Raw genomic sequence first — 23,195 nt, 5'->3', positions numbered from 1 at the left:
GCCAACCAATCGGAAGCACGGGAAGAGATGTCGGCACCGAACAAGTCGTACGACCCCGTTGAGGTCGAGACACTGAAACCGGAAGAGATCGAGCGCATGCGGGACGAGGCGCTCGCGGCCTTCGCCGCCGCCGGCGACCTCGACGCGCTCCAGGAGGCCAAGGTCGCCCACACCGGCGGCACCTCGCCGCTGGCGCTCGCCAACCGCGAGATCGGCGCCCTGCCCCCGCACGCCAAGGCGGACGCGGGCAAGCGGGTCGGCCAGGCGCGCGGAGCCGTGAACAAGGCCCTCGCCGCCCGCCAGACCGAGCTGGAGGCCGAGCGGGACGCGCGCGTGCTCGTCGAGGAGGCGGTGGACGTCACGCTGCCGTACGACCGCACGCCGTCCGGCGCCCGGCATCCGCTGACCACCATGATGGAGCGGGTCGCGGACGTCTTCGTGTCCATGGGATACGAGGTCGCCGAGGGTCCCGAGGTCGAGGCGGAGTGGTTCAACTTCGACGCCCTGAACTTCGGCCCCGACCACCCGGCCCGGCAGATGCAGGACACCTTCTTCGTCCAAGGCCCCGAGGGCGCGGGGGCCGCCGAGGGCGAGTCGGGTGTCGTGCTCCGCACGCACACCTCGCCGGTGCAGGCCCGTGCGCTGCTCGACCGTGAGCCGCCCGTCTACGTCGTGTGCCCCGGCCGCGTCTACCGCACCGACGAGCTCGACGCCACGCACACGCCCGTCTTCCACCAGATCGAGCTGCTCGCCGTCGACGAGGGCCTGACGATGGCGGACCTGAAGGGCACCCTGGACCACATGGTCCAGTCGCTCTTCGGCGCGGACATGAAGACGCGGCTGCGTCCGAACTACTTCCCGTTCACCGAGCCGTCGGCCGAGATGGACATGCTCTGCTACGTCTGCAGGGGCGAGTCCGTCGGCAACCCCGACCGCCCCTGCCGCACGTGCTCGAGCGAGGGCTGGATCGAGCTCGGGGGCTGCGGCATGGTCAACCCGCGGGTGCTCGTCGCCTGCGGCGTGGACCCCGCGAAGTACAGCGGATTCGCCTTCGGGTTCGGCATCGAACGGATGCTGATGTTCCGCCACAACGTCGAAGACATGCGAGACATGGTCGAGGGCGACGTCCGGTTCACCCGGCCGTTCGGGATGGAGATCTGATGCGGGTCCCGCTTTCTTGGCTGCGGGAGTACGTCGACCTGCCGGCGACGGAGACCGGGCGCGACGTCCAGGCCAGGCTCATCCCGGCCGGACTCGAGGTCGAGACCGTCGAGCAGGTGGGCGCCGGCCTCAAGGGCCCCCTGGTCGTCGGCCAGGTGCTCACCATCGAGGAGCTGGAGGGCTTCAAGAAGCCCATCCGGTTCTGCACGGTCGACGTCGGCACCGCCAACGGCACCGGCGAGCCCCAGGAGATCGTCTGCGGCGCCCGCAACTTCGCCGTCGGCGACAAGGTCGTCGTGGTCCTCCCGGGCGCGGTGCTGCCCGGGGACTTCGCCATCGCCGCGCGCAAGACGTACGGCAGGACCTCGCACGGCATGATCTGCTCCGGCGACGAGCTGGGCATGGGCGACGACGGCAGCGGCGGCATCATCGTGCTGCCGCCCGAGATCGAGGTCGGGACCGACGCGATCGAGCTGCTCGAACTCGTCGACGAGGTCCTCGACATCGCGGTCACCCCCGACCGCGGCTACGCGCTGTCCCTGCGCGGGGTGGCCCGCGAGGCCGCCACCGCCTACGGGCTGCCGCTGCGCGACCCGGCACTGCTCGACGTGCCCGGACCGAACGCGTTCGGCCACCCGGTGCAGGTCTCCGACCCGCTGGGCTGCGACCGCTTCACCGCGCGGACCGTCACCGGTCTGGCGCCGGAGGCGCGCTCCCCGATCTGGCTGCGGCGCCGCCTCCAGAAGGCGGGCATGCGCCCGGTCTCGCTCGCCGTCGACGTCACCAACTACGTGATGCTGGAGCTGGGCCAGCCCCTGCACGCGTACGACCGCTCCCGCGTCCAGGGCACGATCGGCGTGCGCCGGGCCGAGCCGGGCGAGAAGCTCACCACCCTCGACGGAGTCGTCCGCACGCTGGACGCCGAGGACCTGGTCATCACCGACGACCGCGGGGCGATCGGCCTGGCGGGCGTCATGGGCGGCGCCAACACCGAGATCGACGACACCGAGGGCACGACCACCGAGGTCGTCGTCGAGGCCGCCCACTTCGACCCGATCTCCATCGCGCGCACGGCCCGCCGCCACAAGCTGGCCTCCGAGGCGTCCAAGCGCTTCGAGCGCGGTGTCGACCCGGAGGCCGCGTCCGCCGCCGCCCAGCGCACCGTCGACCTGCTGGTCCTCCTGGCGGGCGGCACCGCCGACGCCGGGGTCACCGAGGTCATCGCGCCCTCCGCGCCGCGCACCATCACCATCCCGGCGGACCACCCGGACCGGGTCGCCGGCGTGGCCTACGGCCGCGAGACCGTCGTACGCCGCCTCCAGGAGGTCGGCTGCGACGTGTACGGGCAGGACGAGCTGATCGTCACCGTCCCGTCCTGGCGCCCCGACCTGACGGACCCGAACGACCTGGCCGAAGAGGTCATCCGGCTGGAGGGCTACGAGAACCTGCCCTCCACCCTGCCCAAGCCCCCCGCGGGCCTGGGACTGACCGACCGGCAGCGGCTGCACCGCAGGGTCGGCCGCGCCCTGGCCGGTGCCGGCTACGTCGAGGCGCCGAACTACCCGTTCGTCGGCGAGCACGTCTTCGACCAGCTCGCACTGGCCGCCGACGACCCGAAGCGCCGGGTCGTCAAGCTGGTCAACCCGCTCTCCGACGAGGAGCCCGCGCTCCGTACGACGCTGCTGCCCGGGCTGCTCCAGGCCCTGCGCCGCAACGACGGGCGGGGCTCGCACGACCTGGCCCTGTTCGAGACGGGCCTGGTCTTCCTCCCGCAGGACGAGCCTCGCGTCGCCGTGCGCCTGCCCGTCGACCGCCGTCCCACGGACGAGGAGCTCGCCTCCCTCACGGACGCGCTCCCCGTCCAGCCCCGGCACGCCGCCGTCGTCCTCGCGGGCGCCCGCGAGCAGGCCGGCTGGTGGGGCAAGGGCCACCCGGCCGACTGGGCCGACGCCGTCGAGGCCGCCCGGATCCTCGCCCGCGAGTCCGGCACCGTGCTCCTGGTGCGCCAGGGCCAGTACGGGCCGTGGCACCCGGGCCGCTGCGCCGAGCTGGCGGTCGTCGTCGACGGTGCCGAGCAGGTCATCGGGTACGCGGGCGAGCTGCACCCCGGCGTCCTGAAGGGTCTCGGCCTGCCGCCGCGCACCAGCGCGATGGAGCTCGACCTGGACGCCCTGGAGCGCGCGAGCGCGGGTCTTCCCGAGGGGCCGCACATCTCGACGTTCCCGGTCGCCACGCAGGATGTCGCGCTCGTCGTCGACCGGACCGTCCCGCACGCCGCTGTCGAGGCGGCGCTGCGCGAGGGCGCCGGTGGACTCCTGGAGTCGATCCGGCTGTTCGACGTCTACGAGAGCGAGCAGCTCGGCGAGGGCAGGAAGTCGCTGGCCTACGCGCTGCGCTTCCGCGCCGACGACCGGACGCTGACCGTCGAGGAGGCATCCGCGGCACGTGACGCCGCGGTCGCCCTCGCGGGCGAGCGCACGGGAGCGGCTCTGCGGAGCTAGCGACACAGGTGGTACCGGGGGACGGTGTGCCGGGCCCGCCGCGCGAGCGGCGCGGCCCGGCACACCGTCCCCCGCGCCCTTTCGGGGCCCCTGAACAGTCACCTCACTCCTTCGGGTGACAAGTGCGGGCGATCCGGTCCGATCGGCGCGGCCGATCGACAGAATCGGTCCGGTCGGAGCGGCCGGTGCCCGCGCGCTGAACGGGGCCTTAGGGGGGCCATCGGCATGATCCGTACCAAGATCGGGGACCCCCGCCGGGCCGGTCCCCGGACGGCTCACCTGACACGGTGGCGCCAGGCCGCCGCCAGGACACCGGACAGCGCCGTGCCCGGCACGTTCCGCGGAGTCCGGGGCCTGCTGCCGGGCCGCACCGGGAGGCGTTGCCCGGGCCGCCGCCGGGGGCGGAGGCTGCGAGACGCGCTCGCCACGGGGCTGCCGACGCTGTGGGGCGCGGCCGCCGTCACCTTCAAGCTGACCTGCCCGCTCGCCCGGCAGGACGGGCTCGAAGCCCGGATCGCCACCTGCCTCGTCCTCCTGGCGGTCGGTACGGGGCTCGTCGTGCACGCCAGACGCGGGCTGCTGAGGGAACTCCGGCAGGTCCGCCGGGTCGCGGGCGCCGCCCAGGGCGTCCTGCTGAGACCGCCGCCGCCGCGCCTGGAAGGGCTGTCCTTCGCCGCGGCGCAGTTCTCCGCCGACCGCGGCGCCACCGTCGGGGGCGACCTGTACGAGGTCGTCGGCACCGAGCACGGGGTGCGGGTCGTGATGGGCGACGTCCGCGGACACGGCCTCGCCGCCCTCGGGACCGTGGCCGCCGTCCTCGGCAGCTTCCGTGAGGCGGCCCACGACGAGGCCGAACTCCCCGGTGTGCTGCGCCGGTTGGAGCGGGCGCTGGCCCGGCATCTGGGGGAGCGGGCGAAGTCCGGGCACCACCCGTCCGGAGCGGCGCCCGGCGTGGAGGGCGCGGTGGCCGAGGAGTTCGTCACCGTGCTGCTCCTGGAGATCGGCGGGGACGGCACGATGCGCGCCCTCAACTGCGGTCACCCGTGGCCGTACCTGCTCCGCCGCGGACCCGTGCCCGCCGGTGCCGCCGGGCCGGTGGAGCAGATCGCGGTGGCGGACCCGCTGCCCCCGCTCGGGCTCTTCCCGCTGCCCGCCGAGCCGGCCGTCGTGCGCTGCGGGCGCCTGCTGCCGGGCGAGGCCCTGTTCCTGCACACCGACGGGGCCGAGGACGCGCGCGACCGGGGCGGCCGGTTCTTCCCGCTGGCCGCCGTGCTCGCGGACGCCGTGCTCGCCGAAGGGGTACGCGCGGAGGCCGTGCTCACCGACACCGTGCTCGCCAACGCCGCGCCGGCCGGTACCGCGCCGACCGGCGCCGTGCGCGCGGACACCGTCCGGGCCGATGCCGTACCCGGCCGGATCGTGTCGCCCCAGGAACTGCTGCGGACGGTCTCGGGCCGGCTCCGGCGCCATGTCGGAGGCAGGCCCCCGGACGACGTGGCCATGCTGGTGATCCGCAACGACCGCAACCGCCCGACGGCGCGGCCCGGCCCCTCCATGGCCCGGCACAGTACCCCGTGACCTGGGGGAAGCCACCGCGGACGGCCCCGCGCGACCCGGGGCCGCGCCATGGCCCCGGGGCGCCGGCGGCGGACCACCGGCGGAGCCGTCCGCCCCGCCACGGAGTGTCGGGCAGGCGGCGTGGCGGACGGCGTGACACGGGCCGCCGCACTGTACGAGGGGGAGCCGGCGGCCCGACCGGCCTCTTGACGAGGCATTTCAGTCAAGCGGTCCGCGACTCTCCGCGACAGCGCACGCACTGCACGGATTCGCGTACTCCGTTCACACCCCGTGTGAAGGGGGAGGCACTACTCTGTCCGCACCGAGGCACCGGAGGGCATTCATGCAGCCCAACACACTGCTCGACGCCGTTCTCGACGAGGCCGGGATCTCGCACGCGGGTCTGGCCGCCCACGTCAACCAGGCGGGGCGCGCAAGGAATCTGACGCTTCGTTACGAACACACCGCGGTGGCGCGGTGGCTGAAGGGCCAGCGGCCGCGCGGCCAAGTGCCGGACCTCATCTGCGAGGTGCTCGCCGCCCGGCTCCAACGGCCCGTCACACTGGACGACATCGGCCTCGGGGTCCCCGGCGAACCGGCCGCCCCGCACGGCACGACACTGTCCGGCTTCGTCGAGCGGGCCACGGCCCTGTGGCGCTCCGACGAGCAGCAGCGCCCGCACATCCTCGGCGCCCCGGCCGTCACGGGCACCCCGGCCGTGATGCCGGTGTGGGAGTGGGAGAACCCCCCGGAGGACGTGGACGTCTCGCGCGGCGGACGGCACCGGGTGAGCATGGCCGACATCGACATGCTGCGCGCGGCCCGCGCCCACTACGAGCAGATGTACCGCAAGGCCGGCGGCGTCGCGACCCGCACGCGCATCGTCGGCTTCCTCAACGCCGAGACCGCCCCCCTCCTGCGGGGCAGCTACCCCGACGACACCGGGCGCCAACTCCACCGCGCCACCGGCGGACTGGTGGCCATCGCCGGCATCTGCGCGTACGACTCCGACGCGCACGGCCTCGCCCAGCGCTACTTCCACCAGGCACTGCGCCTCGCGAAGGCCAGCGGGGACCGGGGTCTCGGCGCGTACGTCATCGCCCTCCTCGTGAACCAGGCGCTGTTCATGCGCGAGCACCGGCAGGCCGTCGCCTTCGCCGAGGCGGCCCTGCGCGCCGCGGGACGGCACATCACCCCGGCGCTCGCGTCGGACCTCTACGCGATGCAGGCCAAGGCGTACGCGCACCTCGGTGACGGCAGCAGCGCGCTGTCCTGCATCCGGCGTGCCGAGCAGGCCGCCGACCGCATCCGGCGCGGGTACGAGCCGGATGAGACCGGCTATGTCCAGCCGGGCCTGGTCAATGTGCAGGTGGCGGAGGCATTGCTGAGCCTCGGCGACCTCACGGCCGCGCGGGAGCACGCCGCCGCCGCCGTGGACAATCCGGCGCACGACCGGGGCAGGGTGCACCGGCTGGCCATGCTCAGCCAGATCGAGTTGCGCCAGGGGAACGCCGACCGGGCGGTGGTCACCGCGGTCGAAATGGCGGAGCGTGCGCGGGGAATGGAGTCCCAGCGGCTGCGCGACAGACTCCGCGCGGTGCGCGAACACCTCGTAGCCAGTGGTTGCTCGGGGACGTCCGAGGCCGCCGAGCTCATCGACGGGGCGTTGCGCGTACCGCTCTAGGAACAGCCCGCAGGGGAACCCGGGGAGGGGACGGGGGGCGCACTCGGCGCGGACGCGCCGCCGCCCCCGGGTCCCGTGACTCCGCGAGGGGCGAGGACAGGTCCACCCGTGCGCCGAGAGGTGTCATCGGCGAGCCTGCTGTGCGGAGGCTCCGGCTGCCATATTGCCATCTACTCGGCGGAAGGTGGCAGAACCGTGCAGTGGACGAAAGAGAACGAACAAACTGTGTATGAAAACCGCTGGTTCAGCGTCAATCTGGCGGATGTCGCGTTGCCCGACGGTCGGCACCTCGATCACTTCCTGATACGGCTGCGGCCCGTCGCCGTGGCCACCGTGGTGAACGAGGCGAACGAGGTGCTGCTCCTGTGGCGCCACCGCTTCATCACCGACAGCTGGGGCTGGGAACTCGCCGCCGGCGTCGTCGAGGACGGCGAGGACATCGCCGCCGCGGCGGCCCGCGAACTGGAGGAGGAGACCGGCTGGCGGCCGGGACCCCTGCGTCACCTGATGAGCGTCGAGCCCTCCAACGGGCTCACCGACGCCCGGCACCACATCTACTGGGCCGACGAGGGCGTCCACATCGGGCACCCCGTGGACGACTTCGAGTCGGACCGCCGGGAGTGGGTCCCCCTCAAGCTCGTCCCCGACATGGTCGCCCGCGGCGAGGTACCGGCCGCCAACATGGCGGCCGCGCTGCTCCTCCTGCACCACCTGAGGCTCGGTCAGGACACCCTGCCCTGATCCCCCGCGGCGTCCTGGACCGTGACCGTGCCGGACACTTCCCGAGCGGCGGGAACCGCCGGACACGGCCCGGGGCGTCTCGTCCGGACCGGTTCGCGCCGGACCTGCTCGGGCCGGTCCACTCGGGGCCCCGCCCCTCGGGCCGTGCCCGAACGGTCCTCGCCGGCCGATCCGAACGGCACCCCTAGTGGCCCAGCGCCTGCCAGACCGCCACGGCGAACGCGCCCACGGCCGTGACGACCGCGACCGCCCGCAGCGGCCAGCGGGTGTGCTCCAGCGCGACGACCCGTGCGCTCAGGTCGTCCAGCTCCTTGGCGGTCTGCTCGGCGCGATGACTGAGCAGGGCCAGCCCGCCCTCGACACGGGCGTGCGCCACGTCGAGGCGACGGCGCAACTCTGCGACTTCTCCATGGACCACGGGATGCTCCGGGTCGGCGGTCACGTGTCCGCTCCTTTCCGTAGTCGTCACATCCCCACCTGCGCACGGAAAGTCAACTCGCCTGGTGGACGGGGCGGGAGAGTGTGCGCGGGGCATATGCGGGCCCGGTGCGCACACGGTGTGTGAATGCCGCGGGCCCGGCACTCCGAGGAGTGCCGGGCCCGCGGTCGCAGAAGGCGCGCCGTCCGTGGCCGTCCCGGGGAGGGCGGCAGGCGCGCGCGGTGCCGGAGGGCGGGCGTCCGCCGCCCGTCCGGGCCGCCGGGGTCAGTCGTACGTGTAGAAGCCCGAGCCGGACTTCCGGCCGAGGCGGCCCGCGTCGACCATGCGCTGGAGCAGCGGGGGCGCGGCGTAGAGCGGCTCCTTGTACTCCTCGTACATCGAGTACGCGACCGAGGCCACGGTGTCGAGGCCGATGAGGTCCGACAGCTTCAGCGGGCCCATCGGGTGGGCGCAGCCCAGCTCCATGCCGTTGTCGATGTCCTCGCGGCTCGCCATGCCGGACTCGAACATCCGGATCGCGGAGAGCAGGTACGGGATCAGCAGGGCGTTGACCACGAAGCCCGAGCGGTCCTGGGCGCGGATCGCGTGCTTGCCGAGGATCTTCTCGACGAGCGCCTGGGCCCGGCTGATCGTGCCCTCGGAGGTGGTGAGGGCCGGGATCAGCTCGACGAGCTTCTGCACCGGGGCCGGGTTGAAGAAGTGGACGCCGATGACCTGGTCGGGGCGCGACGTGGCGACGGCGAGCTTCACCAGCGGGATCGAGGAGGTGTTGGAGGCGAGGATCGCGTCCCGCCGCGTCACGACCTGGTCCAGGACCTGGAAGATCTCGGTCTTGACCTGCTCGTTCTCGACCACGGCCTCGATCACGAGGTCGCGGTCGGCGAACTCGCCGAGGTCGGTGGTGAAGGAGAGCCGCGCCTGCGTGGCGTCCCGCTCCTCCTCGGAGATCTTGCCGCGCTCGGCCGCCTTCGAGAGCGAGTTGAAGAGCCGGGTCCGGCCGAACTCCAGCGCCTCGCCGGTGGTCTCGGCGACCTTCACATCCAGGCCGGCGCGGGCGCAGACCTCGGCGATGCCTGCCCCCATCTGGCCGCAGCCCACCACTCCCACGCGTGCGATGTCGCCCCAGGTGTCGGTCACATCGTCCCTTTCGCTCTCGCTGATCACTGGCTCGGCAGGTCTCCGTTGTAACGTGCCCGCCGCCGCCACGCACGTTACTCCGGAGGTTCGCGCGAACGACCGGCCGGGTCGGGCATGCTGTCCGGGACGAACGGTCCGTGACCAGGCGGACCCACAGCGTTCGGAGAGTGCCGCATGGGGCGGATGTCACGCAGGGGTTTCGCCGCGGCTGCGGCGGTCGGGCTGTCCGGGCTGGCTACGGCGGGCCTGGCCGCGGCGGTCGAGAGGGCCGGCGGCGGGGATTCCGGCGGGACCGGCGGGTCCGGGGCGCCGGGGCGCCGCGCCGCCACGGGCACGATGCGCGGCATGTGGCTGGCGACCGTCGCCAACCGCGACTGGCCCTCCCGGCCGGGCCTGAGCGCGAGCGCGCAGCGCGCGGAACTCCTGGCCCACCTGGACCGTGCGGTGGAGCGCCGGCTGAACACGGTGGTCCTCCAGGTGCGCCCGACGGCGGACGCCCTGTGGCCCTCGCCGTACGAGCCCTGGGCGCAGTGCCTCACCGGTGTCCAGGGCAGGGCGCCCGGTTGGGACCCGCTCGGCACCGCGGTCGAGGAGGCGCACGCCAGGGGCCTCGAACTGCACGCCTGGTTCAACCCCTACCGTGTCGCCAACCACACCGATCCGACGCGGCTGGTGGCCTCCCATCCCGCCCGCCGGAACCCCGGGTGGGTGGTCCCGTACGGCGGCAGGCTCTACTACGACCCCGGGCTGCCCGAGGTCCGCGCGTTCGTCCAGGACGCGATGCTCGACGCGGTGCGTTCGTACGCCGTGGACGCCGTGCACTGGGACGACTACTTCTACCCGTACCCCGTCGCGGGCCAGGTCTTCGACGACGACGCCGCGTACGAGGCGTACGGCGGCGCCTTCCCGGGCCGGGCGGCCTGGCGGCGGGACAACATCGACCGGCTGGTGCGCGAGACGGCCGCCCGCATCCGGCAGATCAGGCCGGGCACGGAGTTCGGGATCAGCCCCTTCGGGGTCTGGCGCAACGCGGCGACCGACCCGCTGGGCTCGGACACCCGGGCCGGTGTGCAGACGTACGACGACCTGTACGCCGACACGCGCAAGTGGGCCCGGGAGAACTGGATCGACTACGTCGTCCCGCAGCTCTACTGGAACATCGGCCTCCCCGCCGCCGACTACGCGAAGCTCGTCCCGTGGTGGGCGGAGGCCGTACGCGGCAGCGGTACGAAGCTCTACGTGGGCGAGGCCCTGTACAAGGCCGGTGACCCGGCGCAGCCCGCCGCCTGGCAGGACCCCGCCGAACTCTCCCGGCACCTCACCCTCGCGCGGGACCATCCGGAGGTGCGCGGGCACGTGTTCTTCTCGGCCAAGGAGGTCGCGGCCGACCGTGCGGGCGCGATGGCGAGGGTCGTCGCCGACCACTACCGGCAGCCGGCGGCGCCCTCGCGCTGACCGGGCCCGCGCCCGCGCCGTGCGCGGATCAGCGGGCGGTGTCCCGGTGCTGGACCACGGAGTCGGGGCCGGGGGAGACCAGGGCCTCGTGGCCGTCCTCGAAGCGGACACGGAAGGGAGGATTGCCCTTCTGCCCGAGAACTTCGACGACTTCCGCGACCCGGTCCTGCCGGCCGACGACCCTGCCGTGCACCAGCAGGTGATCGCCTTCGGTTGCTTGCATCTGCGGGGCCTCCTCGTCTCGCGCGGGAGTGGCGGCCCGTGGCGGCCGATGTGTACGGCGCCGGCGCCGTGGGGCACCGGCGCGTGCGCGCCGCTCAGCCCCGGGACCGCTGGGTGACGGCGATGCAGACGAGCACGGCGGCGGCCGTCAGGGGCGCGGCCGCGGTGAGGTGCTCGCCCAGGAGCAGCACCGACCACACCAGTGTCAGCAGTGGCTGCGCCAACTGCAACTGGCTGGCCCTGGGGATGCCGATCGCGGCCATCCCCCGGTACCAGACCACCAGGCCGGCGAACTGCGAGCCGACCGCCACCCACAGCAGTCCCGTCACGCTGTGCGCGGTCAGCCGCACGGGTTCGTACGTGAGCGCGACCGCGGCCACCGGAACCGTGAGGGGCAGGCACAGGACGAGCGCCCAGGCGATCACCTGCCAGCCGGGCATCGCGCCGGCCAGCCGACCGCCCTCGGTGTAGCCCGCGGCGCACACCAGCAGGGCCCCGAACAGGTAGGCGTCGGCGCTCGTCAGGGCGCCCCCGCTCTGCTGCACGGTGAACGCGATGACCACGGCGGCGCCCGCGAGCGCCGCCGCCCAGAAGGTGCGTGAGGGCCGGGTGCCGACGCGCAGGGCCGAGAACAGGGCCGTGGTGAGGGGGAGCAGTCCGACGACGACGGCGGCGTGCGCGGTCGTCGACGTCTCCAGCGCGAGGGTCGTGAGCATCGGGAAGCCGAGGACGACACCGGCGGCCACGACGGCGAGGCCGGGCCGGTGCGGGCGCACGGGCAGGGGTACGCGCAGCGCCAGGAGGCAGCCGCCCGCGACGACGGCCGCGAGGACGCTGCGCACGGCCACCAGCGACCAGGGCCCGAACCCCTCCAGACCCCAGGCGGTGGCGGGGAAGGTGAGGGAGAAGGCGGTGACGCCCAGCCCGGCCATGAGGGTGCCCGTACGGGGACTGGGCGACGTGGTACCGGGCCCGCCGGTGGCGACCGCGCCCGGGTCGGGGGTGGATCGCCCTCCGGCGCTCGCGCGGCCGTCGCGGGCGGCCCGCGTGCCCGCCTCGCGGCCCGTGCCGGCGGCGGTCGCGCCGTCCGCGCCGGCGGAGGCGCGGACCGCTATCGGGTTCTGTGCGGTAGCGCTATCCTGTGCTGTCATGCATGAGCGTAGCAGTGTCGGTGAACTGGCGGATCGCTTGCGGAGCGAGCTGAACCGCTACTCTCCGGGTGGAAAGCTGCCGTCGAGCCGGGCGCTGGTCGAGAGGTTCCGGGTGAGCCCCGTGACCGTGTCCAGGGCGCTGGCCCAGCTCGCCGCCGAGGGCCTGGTGGTCACCCGGCCCGGAGCGGGCGCGTTCCGGGCCGAGCCGCGCGAGGCCGGACCGGCGGCCGGGGACACCTCCTGGCAGGAGGTGACGCTCAGCGCCGACGCCGCCGCCGAACCGGTACCGCGCACCGTGGACGCTTCGGGGGTGCTGGTCTCGCTCGCCGCCCCGCCGCCGGGCGTGATCGAGTTCAACGGCGGCTACCTGCACGCCTCCCTGCAGCCCGAGCGGGCGATGGCCTCCGCGCTCTCCCGGGCCGGCCGGCGTCCCGGCGCCTGGGCTCGTCCGCCGGTGGACGGGCTGCCGGAGCTGCGGGAATGGTTCGCGCGGGGCATCGGGGGTGCCATCACCGCCGCGGAGGTGCTCATCACCGCGGGCGGCCAGTCCGCGCTCACCACCGCCCTGCGCGCCCTCGCCCCGCCCGGCGCCCCCGTCCTCGTCGAGTCGCCCACCTACCCGGGGATGCTGGCCATCGCCAGGGCGGCCGGACTGCGGCCCGTACCGGTGCCCGTGGACCGGGACGGGGTGAAGCCGGAACTGCTCGCCGACGCCTTCAGGGCGACCGGCGCCCGTGTGTTCGTGTGCCAGCCGCTGTTCCAGAACCCGACCGGGGCGGTCCTCGCACCGGCCCGGCGGGGCGAGGTGCTGCGGATCGCGCGCGCGGCGGGCGCGTTCGTCGTCGAGGACGACTTCGTGCGCCGGCTCGTGCACGAGGACGCGGGACCGCTGCCGCGTCCGCTGGCCGCGGAGGACCCCGACGGGGTCGTGGTGCACGTCGGCTCCCTCACCAAGGCGACCTCGCCGAGCTTCCGGGTGGGGGCGCTGGCGGCCCGCGGGCCCGTCCTGGAGAGGCTGCGGGCCATCCAGATCGTCGACACCTTCTTCGTGCCCCGCCCGCTCCAGGAGGCGGCCCTCGAACTCGTCGGCTCCCCGGCGTGGCCGCGGCACCTGCGCGCCGTCTCGGCGGCGCTGCGCGAGCGCCGCGACACCATGACCGCCGCCCTGCGGCTGCGGCTGCCCGGGCTCGCCCTGCCGCACGTCCCGTCCGGCGGCTACCACCTGTGGGTGAGGCTGCCCGACGGCGCCCAGGAGGAGCCGCTGGTCGCGGCTGCGCTGCGCGCCGGGGTGGCCGTCACCCCGGGCCGCCCCTACTTCAGCGCCGAGCCCCCGGCCGCCCATCTGCGGCTGAGCTTCGCGACGGTCGCCGGGACGGCCGAGATCACCGAGGGCGTACGCCGTCTCGTGGCGGCCTGCGAGGAGGCGGGCGACGCGGCTGCGGCGTGAGGACCCCGGACCGCCGGCGCGCCCCCGCCCGCCGGCAGCGGCGGGGAGGGCGGGCCGGTGGGCGCGGGCAGGGCGGGCCGGTGGGCGCGCGGCCCGCGACCGGCCGCCGGGCCCGCCGTGGGGCGGCTACGCGATCGAGGGCGCCCGCACCCCGCCGCCCGGCGGCCCGTCCCGTGCGGGGGGCCCGCCGCCCCGGGCGGGCGCCCTCCGCCCCGAACGCGGCACCGGAAGCGGCCCCGCGCACCCGCCCGCCCGGGCCGGTCCGGCCTACGCCCCCGAAGGGGACGTACCGGACGTCCGGGGTGGTCGCGGGGCGCCGGACGCCGGGCCGCCGGCGGTACGTGACGCGTGAGTATTCCGTGAGCGCCGCCAGTCACCTCTTGACCTGCGGGGGTCCTGACCTCACCATCGCCGCATGCATGTTCGGGTCACGCTGGTCGCCGCAGCCCGTAGTTCCTCGCTGCTCGCCGAGCGTTTCGACGACGACCGGCCGCTGGATCAGGCGGGCTGGGACGAGGTGCAGCGCGCCGCGCACGGGCTGATGCCCCTGGCCGCGGCCGAACTGCGGTACTGCTCGCCCACGCCGCGCAGCCGGGCCACCGGGGACGCTCTGGGCCTCGCGCCGCTGGTGCAGCTCGCGCTGCGGGACTGCGACATGGGCCGGTGGCGGGGGCTGACGCTGGGCGAGGCGATGGCCCGCGAACCGGAGGCGGTCGACGGCTGGCTGGCCGATCCGTACTCCGCCGCCCACGGGGGCGAGTCCCTCCTGGCGTTCGTGCAGCGGGTGGGCGGCTGGCTCGACACCCGGCCCGCCGACGACGGTGTGCGCATCGTGGCGGTGGCCGAACCGGCGGTCGTGCGCGCCGCCGTCGTGTACGCCCTCAAGGCGCCTCCGGCGACGTACTGGAACCTCGACGTGCGCCCGCTGTCCGCGGTGACGCTCACGGGCCGGGGCGGGCGCTGGAACCTGCGCCTGGACGCTCAGCCGGTACGCGTGTAGTCCGTGGTGAGGACCAGGTCCTTGGCCGGACCGCCCACGCGCCAGACCGTCCGCCAGCGGTCCGCGTCGAACACGGTGAACTCGCCCCGGTAGAGGTCGGCCGCGCACGGATGGTCGGCGACGTGCCGCCCCGAGGTCAGGTCCAGGTCGTGGAACGGGCGGCCGTCGGCGAACCGCACGTCGGCCAGGCCGGGGCGGCCGCCCGGCAGGAACCGCAGCGTGCGCTCGGCGGGCCGCGCCGCGCCCCGCCACACGAAGGTGCCCGACTCGTGGTGCAGCAGTCCGGCCCCGCCCTCCTCGGGCGCCCCGAACACGGTCGTCCCGCTGAAGGAGCCCTCCTCGGCGCCGGCCAGGTCCCGCACCGAGCGTTCCACGTGCCAGTCGCCGGCCAGATACGCCAGCACATCGACCACGGGCCAGAACCCGGTCATCCCGTCCGCCTCCCCGGCCTCTCCCGCACAACCCTTTGACGCCCTCGCGCACCCTTCCCATTTTGCCGTTCGAGGTGCCGGCAAGCATCCGACATCGCGAACGTGCGACACGGTCACGCTGATCCCGCGGGACACGTACGTGCAGAGCGACGAGGCAGCCGGGAACGCCATGGTCTCCGCGGGCGACCCGGCCTGGCACGACCACGAACAGGCCGTGGACGGCGGCGAGTCGACGCTCGTCCCCGGGCGCGCTCCACCGGGACGGGCCGCGCCCACGGCATCGACGTCGAGGTGCGCGGCCGCCAGGTGACCCCCCCGCTCGACGGCCGGGGGTGGGGCGGGAGGGGATGGCGCCGCACGGCCGCGCACCGCCCCCGCCGGAGGAAGCGCGACCGGCGGGGGTGAGGGCGGGGGCGGGTGCGGCGGTACGGATCACAGGACGCCGGCGAAGCGCAGGAAGTCGGCGATGGACCGGACGGGCGCCTGCCGCCCGGGAGCCCGCACGCCCCGTGCCCGGGCCCCGCGCCGGTGGACCGGCCCACCCCGCAGGAGCTCCAGGTGGCGCGGGCCGTGGGGGAGGGGCTGAGCAACGGGGAGGCGGCCACCTCGCGGTTCCTGCCGAGGGAGGCTGTCGAGGCCCATCTGACGCGTGTGTACCGCAAGTCGGGGGTCCGCTCGCGCACGGACCCGGCCCGCCGGCCGCCGCGGGCCGGGACGGCCGGTGGGCGTCGCGCGGCGGGCGGGAGGGGCATGTGCGGTGGACGGTCCGTCCCCTACCCTCGTACACGCGGGCGCCATGCGATGCCCCGAACATCCACTCCGGGGAGGCGCTGGTGCTCGGAAGGGGCACGTGGTCGCTCGCGGCCGCGATGACCGCGATCTGCGTGGTCCTGATAGGTCCCAGCACGCCCGGGGGCGCCCTCGTCGCCGAGCCCCTGCCGCCCGGCGCCGCCGAGGACGTCATACCGAACCGGGTCATGACGTGGAACATCTGCAACCCCTGCGGCCGCAGCGGTCACGACCTCGGCCTGGCGGCGGAGATCGCCACGTACGCGCCCCAGGTCGTCGGCCTGCAGGAGGCGTGCGCGCGAGACGTCGACAGGGTGCGTGACCATCTGGAGGCCCTGTACGGGCTGGTCTACCGCGTCGAGTACGGGATGGTGCAACAGAACTGGAGCCGCTGCGGGGGGTTGCCGTGGAGCCCGGGGGCCTTCGGCCAGGCGATCCTGTCGGCGGCACCGATGACGGACCGCGTGAACGTCGAGTACCCGGACGGAGGTTCGGAGGACCGCGGGTACATGGCCGTCACCACCACCGTGGGCGGCCGGTCCGTCCGCGTCTTCAACACCCACCTCGCCGAACGGCGCCAGGAGCCGGTCCGGGCGCGCCAGATCGGCGTACTGGCCGCCGAAGTCGCCCGCCACGACCGCGCGATCGTCCTCGGCGACTTCAACGCCGTACCGGACTCCCAGGAACTCGCCGGGATGTGGGCGCTGGCCGCGGACACGGACCCCCGGTGCCGCCCCCTGGCCGCGGGTGCGTGCGAGCCGACCACCGAGTGGCAGAGCAAGTTCGACTACGTCTTCCTGCGGGGCATCACCCCCCTCACGCACCGGGTACGCCCCAGCCCGCACTCGGACCACTACATGCTGCACACGGACCTGTCCCCGTCCTGACCCCCTCCGGGGCGGCCCCCGGGGGTGCGGTGGTGCCGCCGGGGGGCGTCCCCTACGGTCGGTCCGTGATGATCGGATCAGGTGAACCGCGCAGGCTCGGCGTTCCGGCCCCGCAGGCGCGGCTGCGTTTCGAGGCGGAGCGCCGGGAGGCCGCGGGCGGGCCGGGGCGCCGGCTGCTCACGGTCGACGGGGCACCGGCCTTCGAGCTCAGCTTCTGGTGCGGGACGTGCCAGTTCCTGTTCCGCCGTCTGGAGACCGCTGGGCAGACGCTGTCGCTGGAGGGCCCGCGGGAGCGACTCTCCGGCCCACTGGCGGATCCGGACGACGGCGGCGTGATCGACGCGTTCGGCGCCCTGCTGCCGGAGGGCGAGTACCTTCCGATGCTGCTCCGTGTGGAGCCCCGCCTGACCGTCCCCGGCGAGGAGGGCGACTACTTCGGCGCGGAGCAGGTCGCCACATGGGGGCTGGACCAGTTCTGGGGCCTCCCGGAGTACCCGCACACGCCGTACTACCGGACCTTCGAGACGGCGGTCGACGAGGCGGCCCACCTCTACGAGTTCGTCGTGCCCATGGTTCCGCCCACCTGGAACGACAGGGACCGGGTCGAGGAGTACGCCGGGCTGATGGGCCGGGGAACGGTGCCGACGGCCGTGGCCGTGTCGACGCTGGACGTGTGCGAGCCCGCCTCCGGCCTCCCGGCCGACCACTACCGGCACTGGGGACTGACGCACTTCCTCCTCGACGGCCACCACAAGCTGGAGGCCGCGGCCACGGCCGGCCGGCCCGTGCAGCTCCTCTCGCTCCTGGCTCTCGGTGAGGGCCTCTCCGGTGCCGAGGACTGCGCCCGCCTGCCCGCGCTGCGAGGGCGACCGCGATCGGTGCGGGTGGCCGGTGCCTGAAGCGGGGTCGGGGTCACGGCAGTCGTCGCAGGGGCCGGGGCGCGTCGCGGCCGGGCCCGCCGGCCGAGGGGGTCGGGGCGTGCACGGCACTCCCGGTCGCGTGAGCCGTGGGCGGTCACCGCGCGGGCCCTGGGCTCGGCGGGTGGCGGGTCGCCGTTCGCCGGACCTCCTCGGACAGCCCGAGGAGCGTGCCCGGCGGTCGGCAGGAGGCCGGTCACCGGACTTCTCCGGGCAGTCCGAGGACCGACGCCACCCAACTCTCGGAGGGCGGCGCGTCCCGGGCTGTTCCGTTCACCAGCCACGAACCGTTCCACTCGACGTGCCACACCTCGCCCGACGAGTTCTCGAACTCCACGAAGCTCCCCGGAGCGCCTTCGAGCAGCCCCAGCTCCCGCAGCAGCACGTCGTGCGTGGTGAACCCGCGGGACGGGCCCACGCTGCCGCCCTTCGTCCTGGTGTTGTCGTACCGCATCCGCAGGTACGGGACCGGGGGCCGGGAGAGGACCGTCGGCCGCAGCATGCCCTTGAACCGCGTCACCGCCTCCTCCGGGCTCTCGTCGCCGCGGAACTCGCACCGGTACGCGGGGAACACCCCCGAGACGACCTCGTTCAGGGCCTCGTTCCGCCCGTGGTGGTAGCCGTGCACGGACGGCGAAGCCGCTGCCACCGAGTCGAACCGGTAGGTCCCGTAAGAGAATCCGGAGGCGGTCGTGAGCGGTCCGGCGTCCGGGCCGCGTCCGAGGCGGTGCTCCCTCGCGAACGCGAGGACGGCCCTGGTCAGGCCTTCGTCGTGCACGTCGAGCGAGTTCATCTGGTAGGCCCAGCCGCCGTCGGCGTCCATGGCCAGCGCGAACACGAAGCGCGACATGGGCGACCATCGCCAGGCCATCGGCAGGCCGGGCATCTCCTCGGCGTTCCGGATCTCCGCGACGGCCCGCCCGATGTCCACACCCGTGTCGTCCATGGCCGTCATCATCCCCCGGGCCGCACCGGCGGCACGACCGGGCTCGGAGCGCGGGCCGTCGCGCGCCGAGAGGCCCGGAGGACCATGCGTACCCATCCGGGGCGATTGCATAAACGTGCAGCGCAACGTATAGTCATGCCATCCAAGAGGAGGGTTCCATGGCGGTACGTGCGGCAGTGGCCGGGGCGAGTGGGTACGCGGGCGGGGAACTGCTGCGTCTGCTCCTCGCGCACCCCGGGATCGAGATCGGCGCCCTGACCGGCAACTCCAACGCGGGACAGCGGCTCGGCACACTCCAGCCGCACCTGGCGCCGCTGGCCGAACACGTGCTCCAGGAGACCACGTCCGAGGTGCTCGCGGGGCACGAAGTCGTGTTCCTCGCGCTGCCGCACGGGCAGTCCGCCGCCGTCGCCGAGCAACTCGGGCCCGACGTACTGGTCGTCGACATGGGCGCCGACTTCCGGCTGCGGGACGCCGCGCAGTGGGAGCGGTTCTACGGCTCGCCGCACGCCGGGACCTGGCCCTACGGACTCCCCGAACTGCCGGGCTGCCGCGCTGCGCTGGAGGGGTCCAAGCGCATCGCGGTGCCCGGTTGCTACCCGACCGCCGTCACGCTGGCGCTCCTGCCCGCGTACGGCGCGGGCCTCGCGGAGAGCGAGGCCGTGATCGTCGCCGCGTCCGGGACCTCCGGCGCGGGAAAGGCGCCCAAGCCGCACCTGCTCGGCAGCGAGGTCATGGGCTCCATGTCCCCGTACGGCGTGGGCGGCGGCCACCGGCACACCCCCGAGATCGTCCAGAACCTCTCCGCGGCTGCCGGCGCCCCCGTCACCGTCTCCTTCACGCCGACCCTCGCCCCGATGCCCCGCGGCATCCTCGCGACCTGCAGCGCCAAGGCCGGGCCCGGCGTCACCGCCGAAGCCGTACGGGCCGCCTACGAGAAGGCCTACGCCGACGAGCCGTTCGTGCGCCTGCTGCCCGAGGGGCAGTGGCCGTCCACCGCGTCCGTCCACGGTTCCAACGCCGTTCAGGTGCAGGTCGCGTACGACGCGGACGCGCGGCGCATCATCGCGATCAGCGCCATCGACAACCTGACCAAGGGCACCGCGGGCGGCGCGGTGCAGAGCATGAACATCGCCCTCGGGCTCCCCGAGGAGCTGGGCCTTTCCACGGTCGGAGTCGCACCGTGAGCGACGCGTGCGCGGCCGCCGGGCCGCGGACGAGGACGAGGACGAAACCCGCACCTGTGCGCCACGCAGGCGGAGAAGCGAACGAGGAGTCACAGTGAGCGTCACCGCTGCCAAGGGGTTCACCGCAGCAGGCATCGCGGCAGGCATCAAGGAGAACGGCAACCCCGACCTCGCCCTCGTGGTCAACCACGGGCCCGCGCTGGCCGCCGCGGGCGTCTTCACCTCGAACCGTGTGAAGGCCGCGCCCGTCCTCTGGTCCGAGCAGGTCCTGAAGGGCGGCCTGGTCTCGGCCGTCGTCCTCAACTCCGGTGGAGCCAACGCCTGTACGGGCCCCAAGGGCTTCCAGGACACCCACGCGACCGCCGAGCGGGCGGCCGAGGTGCTGGACCTCAACGCGGGCGAGATCGCCGTCGCCTCCACCGGGCTCATCGGACTGCTGTTGCCCATGGACAAGGTGCTCAAGGGCATCGGCACGGCCGCCGGGGCACTGTCCGAGCACGGCGGCGAGAAGGCCGCCATCGCCATCAAGACCACCGACTCCGTGCACAAGACGGCGGTCGTGGCGAAGGACGGCTGGACCGTCGGCGGCATGGCCAAGGGCGCGGGCATGCTCGCCCCCGGCCTCGCCACCATGCTGGTCGTCCTCACCACCGACGCCGACGTCGACGGCGACGCCCTGGACCGGGCGCTGCGCGCCGCCACCCGGACCACCTTCGACCGGGTCGACTCGGACGGCTGCATGTCCACCAACGACACCGTGCTGCTGCTCGCCTCCGGGGCCGCCGGGGTCACCCCGCAGTACGCGGAGTTCGCCGAGGCCGTACGGGCCGTGTGCGACGACCTCGGACAGCAGCTGATCCGGGACGCCGAGGGCGCCAGCAAGGACATCAGGGTCGAGGTGCTCAACGCCGCGAGCGAGGACGACGCCGTCGAGGTGGGCCGCTCCATCGCCCGCAACAACCTCCTCAAGTGCGCGATCCACGGCGAGGACCCCAACTGGGGCCGCGTCCTGTCCGCCATCGGGACCACCGGGGCGGCCTTCGAGCCCGACCGGCTCAACGTCGCCATCAACGGCGTATGGGTCTGCAGGAACGGAGGCGTCGGAGAGGACCGCGACCAGGTCGACATGCGCTACCGCGAGGTGCACATCGTCGCCGACCTCGCGGCCGGCTCCGAGACCGCCACCATCTGGACCAACGACCTCACCGCCGACTACGTCCACGAGAACAGCGCGTACTCGTCATGAGCACCACCCGCAAGCACACCGCACTGCCCAAGGCGCAGATCCTCATCGAGGCGCTGCCCTGGCTGACCCGGCACAACGGCAGGATCGTCGTCATCAAGTTCGGCGGCAACGCCATGGTCGACGAGGACCTCAAGGCCGCGTTCGCCCAGGACGTCGTGTTCCTGCGCCACGCGGGCCTCAAGCCCGTCGTCGTGCACGGCGGCGGCCCGCAGATCAGCGCCGCCCTGGACCGGCACGGCATCGTCAGCGAGTTCCGGGCGGGCCTTCGGGTCACCACCGAGGACGCCATGGACGTCGTCCGCATGGTGCTCGCCGGGCAGGTCCAGCGCCAGCTCGTCGGACTGCTCAACCAGCACGGGCCGCTCGCCGTCGGCCTCACCGGCGAGGACGCGCACACGATCACCGCAACCAGGCACCGGCCCACGATCGACGGCGAGTCGGTCGACATCGGGCGGGTGGGCGAGATCACCGCGATCGACACGGGCGCCATCGAGGCGCTGCTCGCCGACGGCCGCATCCCGGTCGTCTCCTCGATCGCCAGGAGCCAGGACGACGGACATGTCTACAACGTCAATGCTGATACGGCGGCTGCGGCACTCGCTGCGGCGCTGGGCGCCGAGACCCTGATGGTCCTCACGGACGTCGAGGGCCTCTACGAGGACTGGCCGGAGAGCGACGAGGTGATCAGCCGCCTCACCGCCTCCGAGCTGGAGAAGCTGCTGCCCGAACTGGCCAGCGGCATGGTGCCCAAGATGGAGGGCTGTCTGCACGCCGTCCGCAACGGCGTCAACACCGCCCGGGTGATCGACGGCCGGGTCCAGCACTCGATCCTGCTGGAGATCTTCACCGACGAGGGCATCGGCACGATGGTCGTGCCGGACCCGACCGCGCCGGAGGAGCCGAACCCCCGGCACGGGACGGCACCGGCGGAGCAGCACCCGCACGACGCGACCGTGCCGGACGGGCAGGACGTGCCGGACGGGCAGGACGTGCCGGACGGGCAGGAAGAGCAGGAAGAGCAGGAAGAGCAGGAGGGGACAGCCGTATGACCGGCCATCAGGAACCCGCGGCCCAGCAGGAACGGACGGGCAACGAGGCGCTCACCCGCCGCTGGCAGGGCTCGCTCATGGACAACTACGGCACCCCGCGCCTGCCCCTCGTCCGAGGCGCGGGCACCCGGCTCTGGGACGCGGACGGCACCGAGTACCTGGACTTCGTCGGCGGTATCGCGGTGAACGCCCTGGGCCACGCCCACCCGGCGATCGTCGAGGCCGTGAGCCGGCAGATCGCCTCACTGGGACATGTCTCCAACCTGTTCGTGGCCGAGCCGCCCGTCGCGCTCGCCGAACGGCTGCTCCAGCTCTTCGGGCGGGACGGCCGCGTCTACTTCTGCAACTCGGGGGCCGAGGCCAACGAGGGAGCCTTCAAGATCGGGCGGCTGACCGGCCGCTCCCACATGGTGGCGACCGACGGCGGCTTCCACGGCCGGACCATGGGCGCGCTCGCGCTGACCGGCCAGCCCGGCAAGCGGGAACCGTTCCTGCCGCTGCCCGGCGACGTCACGCACGTGCCGTACGGGGACCCGCAGGCGCTGGCCGCCGCCGTCACCGAGGACACCGCGCTCGTCGTCATCGAGCCGATCCAGGGCGAGAACGGCGTCGTCGTACCGCCCCCCGGCTATCTCAAGGCTGCCCGCGCCATCACCGCCGCCACCGGCACACTGCTCGTCCTCGACGAGGTGCAGACCGGGATCGGCCGTACCGGGCACTGGTTCGAGTACCAGGCACACGAGGGCGTCCTGCCGGACGTCGTCACGCTGGCCAAGGGGCTCGGCGGAGGACTGCCGCTCGGCGCGACCGTCGCGTTCGGGCGGGCCGCGAAGCTGCTGCGGCCGGGGCACCACGGCACCACGTTCGGCGGCAACCCCGTCGCCTGCGCCGCGGGGCTCGCCGTCCTCGACACCATCGAGGCCGAGGGCCTCCTGGACAACGTCAAGCGGACGGGCGAGCGGCTGCGCGACGGGATCGAATCCCTCGGGCATCCGCTGGTCGGCCATGTCAGGGGCTCGGGCCTGCTCCTGGGTATCGTGCTCACCGAGCCGCTCGCGCCCCGTGCGCAGCAGGCGGCTCAGGACGCCGGCCTCCTGGTCAACGCGCCCGCCCCCGACGTCGTACGGCTGATGCCGCCGCTGAATCTGCGCGACGAGGAGGCGGAGGCGTTCCTCCGGGCGCTGCCGGGGGTCCTTGACCGGGCCCGACAGGCCGACGGGGACGGAGCATCCTGAGGAATGGGACGAA

Annotated in this window: 21 protein-coding genes and 1 pseudogene; 16 read left to right on the top strand and 6 right to left on the bottom strand. The window is 74.0% G+C overall.

Translation table 11 applies throughout. From position 1 onward, the window contains the following. The first annotated feature begins 27 nt into the window (after positions 1-27). From pheS to IE265_RS07425, 5 genes are all read left to right on the top strand, one after another. Positions 28-1,161, top strand: a complete 1,134-nt coding sequence (gene pheS, locus IE265_RS07445) for a phenylalanine--tRNA ligase subunit alpha (protein ID WP_190034575.1) — start codon at positions 28-30, stop codon at positions 1,159-1,161. Then, positions 1,161-3,662 carry a phenylalanine--tRNA ligase subunit beta gene (gene pheT / locus IE265_RS07440; RefSeq protein WP_190034574.1) on the top strand — a complete coding sequence of 834 codons (2,502 nt, stop codon included), beginning with the start codon at positions 1,161-1,163 and terminating at the stop codon, positions 3,660-3,662. Before pheS ends, pheT begins: the two co-directional genes overlap by 1 nt. Before the next feature lie 225 nt (positions 3,663-3,887). Beyond that, on the top strand, positions 3,888-5,240 hold the full coding sequence (locus IE265_RS07435; RefSeq protein WP_190034573.1) for a PP2C family protein-serine/threonine phosphatase: 1,353 nt from the start codon (positions 3,888-3,890) through the stop codon (positions 5,238-5,240). 322 nt (positions 5,241-5,562) lie between these two features. Next, positions 5,563-6,903, top strand: coding sequence for an NsdA family TPR-like regulatory protein (locus tag IE265_RS07430; RefSeq protein ID WP_190034572.1), 1,341 nt, complete (start codon positions 5,563-5,565; stop codon positions 6,901-6,903). 195 nt (positions 6,904-7,098) lie between these two features. Further along, positions 7,099-7,644: an NUDIX domain-containing protein gene (locus IE265_RS07425; RefSeq protein ID WP_190034571.1), complete on the top strand. Its 546-nt coding sequence runs from the start codon at positions 7,099-7,101 to the stop codon at positions 7,642-7,644. A gap of 184 nt (positions 7,645-7,828) precedes the next feature. Here the strand turns inward: IE265_RS07425 and IE265_RS07420 are convergent, their stop codons facing one another. Both IE265_RS07420 and IE265_RS07415 read right to left on the bottom strand, forming a co-directional pair. After that, entirely contained in the window at positions 7,829-8,086 is a 258-nt protein-coding gene (locus IE265_RS07420) for a hypothetical protein (protein ID WP_190034570.1), read from the bottom strand. A 261-nt stretch (positions 8,087-8,347) separates the two neighbouring features. Next, on the bottom strand, positions 8,348-9,244 hold the full coding sequence (locus tag IE265_RS07415; RefSeq protein WP_373302915.1) for a 3-hydroxybutyryl-CoA dehydrogenase: 897 nt from the start codon (positions 9,242-9,244) through the stop codon (positions 8,348-8,350). 159 nt (positions 9,245-9,403) lie between these two features. Here IE265_RS07415 and IE265_RS07410 point away from each other — a divergent pair, with 159 nt between their 5' ends. Further along, the gene (locus IE265_RS07410; RefSeq protein ID WP_190034569.1) at positions 9,404-10,675 is read left to right on the top strand and encodes a glycoside hydrolase family 10-like protein; all 1,272 of its coding nucleotides are present in this window, start codon (positions 9,404-9,406) and stop codon (positions 10,673-10,675) included. A 28-nt stretch (positions 10,676-10,703) separates the two neighbouring features. Here the strand turns inward: IE265_RS07410 and IE265_RS07405 are convergent, their stop codons facing one another. Both IE265_RS07405 and IE265_RS07400 read right to left on the bottom strand, forming a co-directional pair. Next, positions 10,704-10,898: a DUF1918 domain-containing protein gene (locus IE265_RS07405; protein WP_190034568.1), complete on the bottom strand. Its 195-nt coding sequence runs from the start codon at positions 10,896-10,898 to the stop codon at positions 10,704-10,706. Between the two features lie 94 nt (positions 10,899-10,992). After that, entirely contained in the window at positions 10,993-12,048 is a 1,056-nt protein-coding gene (locus IE265_RS07400) for a DMT family transporter (RefSeq protein ID WP_373302908.1), read from the bottom strand. Here IE265_RS07400 and IE265_RS07395 point away from each other — a divergent pair. Next, the gene (locus IE265_RS07395; RefSeq protein WP_190034567.1) at positions 12,047-13,495 is read left to right on the top strand and encodes an aminotransferase-like domain-containing protein; all 1,449 of its coding nucleotides are present in this window, start codon (positions 12,047-12,049) and stop codon (positions 13,493-13,495) included. The two genes, IE265_RS07400 and IE265_RS07395, sit on opposite strands and share 2 nt — an antisense overlap. Positions 13,496-13,910: 415 nt before the next feature. Then, positions 13,911-14,495, top strand: coding sequence for a histidine phosphatase family protein (locus IE265_RS07390; protein ID WP_190034566.1), 585 nt, complete (start codon positions 13,911-13,913; stop codon positions 14,493-14,495). Here IE265_RS07390 and IE265_RS07385 read toward each other — a convergent pair. Further along, the gene (locus IE265_RS07385) at positions 14,477-14,926 is read right to left on the bottom strand and encodes a DUF6314 family protein (RefSeq protein WP_190034565.1); all 450 of its coding nucleotides are present in this window, start codon (positions 14,924-14,926) and stop codon (positions 14,477-14,479) included. The two genes, IE265_RS07390 and IE265_RS07385, sit on opposite strands and share 19 nt — an antisense overlap. Before the next feature lie 136 nt (positions 14,927-15,062). Here IE265_RS07385 and IE265_RS07380 point away from each other — a divergent pair. The 4 genes and pseudogenes from IE265_RS07380 to IE265_RS07365 form a co-directional block, all read left to right on the top strand. Beyond that, positions 15,063-15,265 (top strand): annotated as a pseudogene (locus IE265_RS07380) (hypothetical protein); the annotation flags it as partial. Between the two features lie 78 nt (positions 15,266-15,343). After that, positions 15,344-15,799: a helix-turn-helix domain-containing protein gene (locus tag IE265_RS39100; protein ID WP_190034564.1), complete on the top strand. Its 456-nt coding sequence runs from the start codon at positions 15,344-15,346 to the stop codon at positions 15,797-15,799. Next, positions 15,796-16,602 carry an endonuclease/exonuclease/phosphatase family protein gene (locus IE265_RS07370; protein WP_190034804.1) on the top strand — a complete coding sequence of 269 codons (807 nt, stop codon included), beginning with the start codon at positions 15,796-15,798 and terminating at the stop codon, positions 16,600-16,602. The genes IE265_RS39100 and IE265_RS07370 overlap by 4 nt, the downstream gene beginning before the upstream one ends. 68 nt (positions 16,603-16,670) lie before the next feature. Next, positions 16,671-17,501, top strand: a complete 831-nt coding sequence (locus tag IE265_RS07365; RefSeq protein WP_190034803.1) for a hypothetical protein — start codon at positions 16,671-16,673, stop codon at positions 17,499-17,501. A 214-nt stretch (positions 17,502-17,715) separates the two neighbouring features. On the opposite strand, the gene IE265_RS07360 is transcribed toward IE265_RS07365, so the two are convergent. Then, a complete protein-coding gene (locus tag IE265_RS07360; protein ID WP_190034563.1) occupies positions 17,716-18,465 on the bottom strand; it encodes a hypothetical protein in 750 nt (249 codons plus the stop codon). Between the two features lie 158 nt (positions 18,466-18,623). On the opposite strand from IE265_RS07360, the gene argC reads away from it, so the two are divergent. From argC to IE265_RS07340, 4 genes are all read left to right on the top strand, one after another. Then, positions 18,624-19,652 (top strand): N-acetyl-gamma-glutamyl-phosphate reductase, encoded by a 1,029-nt coding sequence (gene argC, locus IE265_RS07355; protein WP_190034562.1) that lies wholly within the window; start codon positions 18,624-18,626, stop codon positions 19,650-19,652. A 94-nt stretch (positions 19,653-19,746) separates the two neighbouring features. After that, positions 19,747-20,898 (top strand): bifunctional glutamate N-acetyltransferase/amino-acid acetyltransferase ArgJ, encoded by a 1,152-nt coding sequence (argJ, locus tag IE265_RS07350; RefSeq protein ID WP_190034561.1) that lies wholly within the window; start codon positions 19,747-19,749, stop codon positions 20,896-20,898. Next, positions 20,895-21,947, top strand: coding sequence for an acetylglutamate kinase (argB, locus tag IE265_RS07345; protein ID WP_308434777.1), 1,053 nt, complete (start codon positions 20,895-20,897; stop codon positions 21,945-21,947). Before argJ ends, argB begins: the two co-directional genes overlap by 4 nt. After that, positions 21,944-23,182, top strand: a complete 1,239-nt coding sequence (locus IE265_RS07340; protein ID WP_190034560.1) for an acetylornithine transaminase — start codon at positions 21,944-21,946, stop codon at positions 23,180-23,182. The genes argB and IE265_RS07340 overlap by 4 nt, the downstream gene beginning before the upstream one ends. Positions 23,183-23,195: the final 13 nt, after the last annotated feature.

This window comes from Streptomyces fructofermentans (assembly GCF_014651055.1).
GTDB lineage: Bacteria > Actinomycetota > Actinomycetes > Streptomycetales > Streptomycetaceae > Streptomyces > Streptomyces fructofermentans.
Note: the sequence above shows the minus strand (reverse complement) of the source record. Positions and strands in the feature narration are given on the sequence as shown.

Coding starts and splice junctions, on each gene's coding strand:
- argC (WP_190034562.1), top strand. CDS start 18,624: ATGGCGGTACGTGCGGCAGTGGCCGGGGCGAGTGGGTACGCGGGCGGG.
- pheS (WP_190034575.1), top strand. CDS start 28: ATGTCGGCACCGAACAAGTCGTACGACCCCGTTGAGGTCGAGACACTG.
- IE265_RS07410 (WP_190034569.1), top strand. CDS start 9,404: ATGTCACGCAGGGGTTTCGCCGCGGCTGCGGCGGTCGGGCTGTCCGGG.
- argB (WP_308434777.1), top strand. CDS start 20,895: ATGAGCACCACCCGCAAGCACACCGCACTGCCCAAGGCGCAGATCCTC.
- IE265_RS07365 (WP_190034803.1), top strand. CDS start 16,671: ATGATCGGATCAGGTGAACCGCGCAGGCTCGGCGTTCCGGCCCCGCAG.
- IE265_RS07395 (WP_190034567.1), top strand. CDS start 12,047: ATGCATGAGCGTAGCAGTGTCGGTGAACTGGCGGATCGCTTGCGGAGC.
- IE265_RS07430 (WP_190034572.1), top strand. CDS start 5,563: ATGCAGCCCAACACACTGCTCGACGCCGTTCTCGACGAGGCCGGGATC.
- IE265_RS07340 (WP_190034560.1), top strand. CDS start 21,944: ATGACCGGCCATCAGGAACCCGCGGCCCAGCAGGAACGGACGGGCAAC.
- pheT (WP_190034574.1), top strand. CDS start 1,161: ATGCGGGTCCCGCTTTCTTGGCTGCGGGAGTACGTCGACCTGCCGGCG.
- IE265_RS07435 (WP_190034573.1), top strand. CDS start 3,888: ATGATCCGTACCAAGATCGGGGACCCCCGCCGGGCCGGTCCCCGGACG.
- IE265_RS07405 (WP_190034568.1), bottom strand. CDS start 10,898: ATGCAAGCAACCGAAGGCGATCACCTGCTGGTGCACGGCAGGGTCGTC.
- IE265_RS07390 (WP_190034566.1), top strand. CDS start 13,911: ATGCATGTTCGGGTCACGCTGGTCGCCGCAGCCCGTAGTTCCTCGCTG.
- IE265_RS07400 (WP_373302908.1), bottom strand. CDS start 12,048: ATGACAGCACAGGATAGCGCTACCGCACAGAACCCGATAGCGGTCCGC.
- IE265_RS07385 (WP_190034565.1), bottom strand. CDS start 14,926: ATGACCGGGTTCTGGCCCGTGGTCGATGTGCTGGCGTATCTGGCCGGC.
- IE265_RS07360 (WP_190034563.1), bottom strand. CDS start 18,465: ATGGACGACACGGGTGTGGACATCGGGCGGGCCGTCGCGGAGATCCGG.
- IE265_RS07370 (WP_190034804.1), top strand. CDS start 15,796: ATGACCGCGATCTGCGTGGTCCTGATAGGTCCCAGCACGCCCGGGGGC.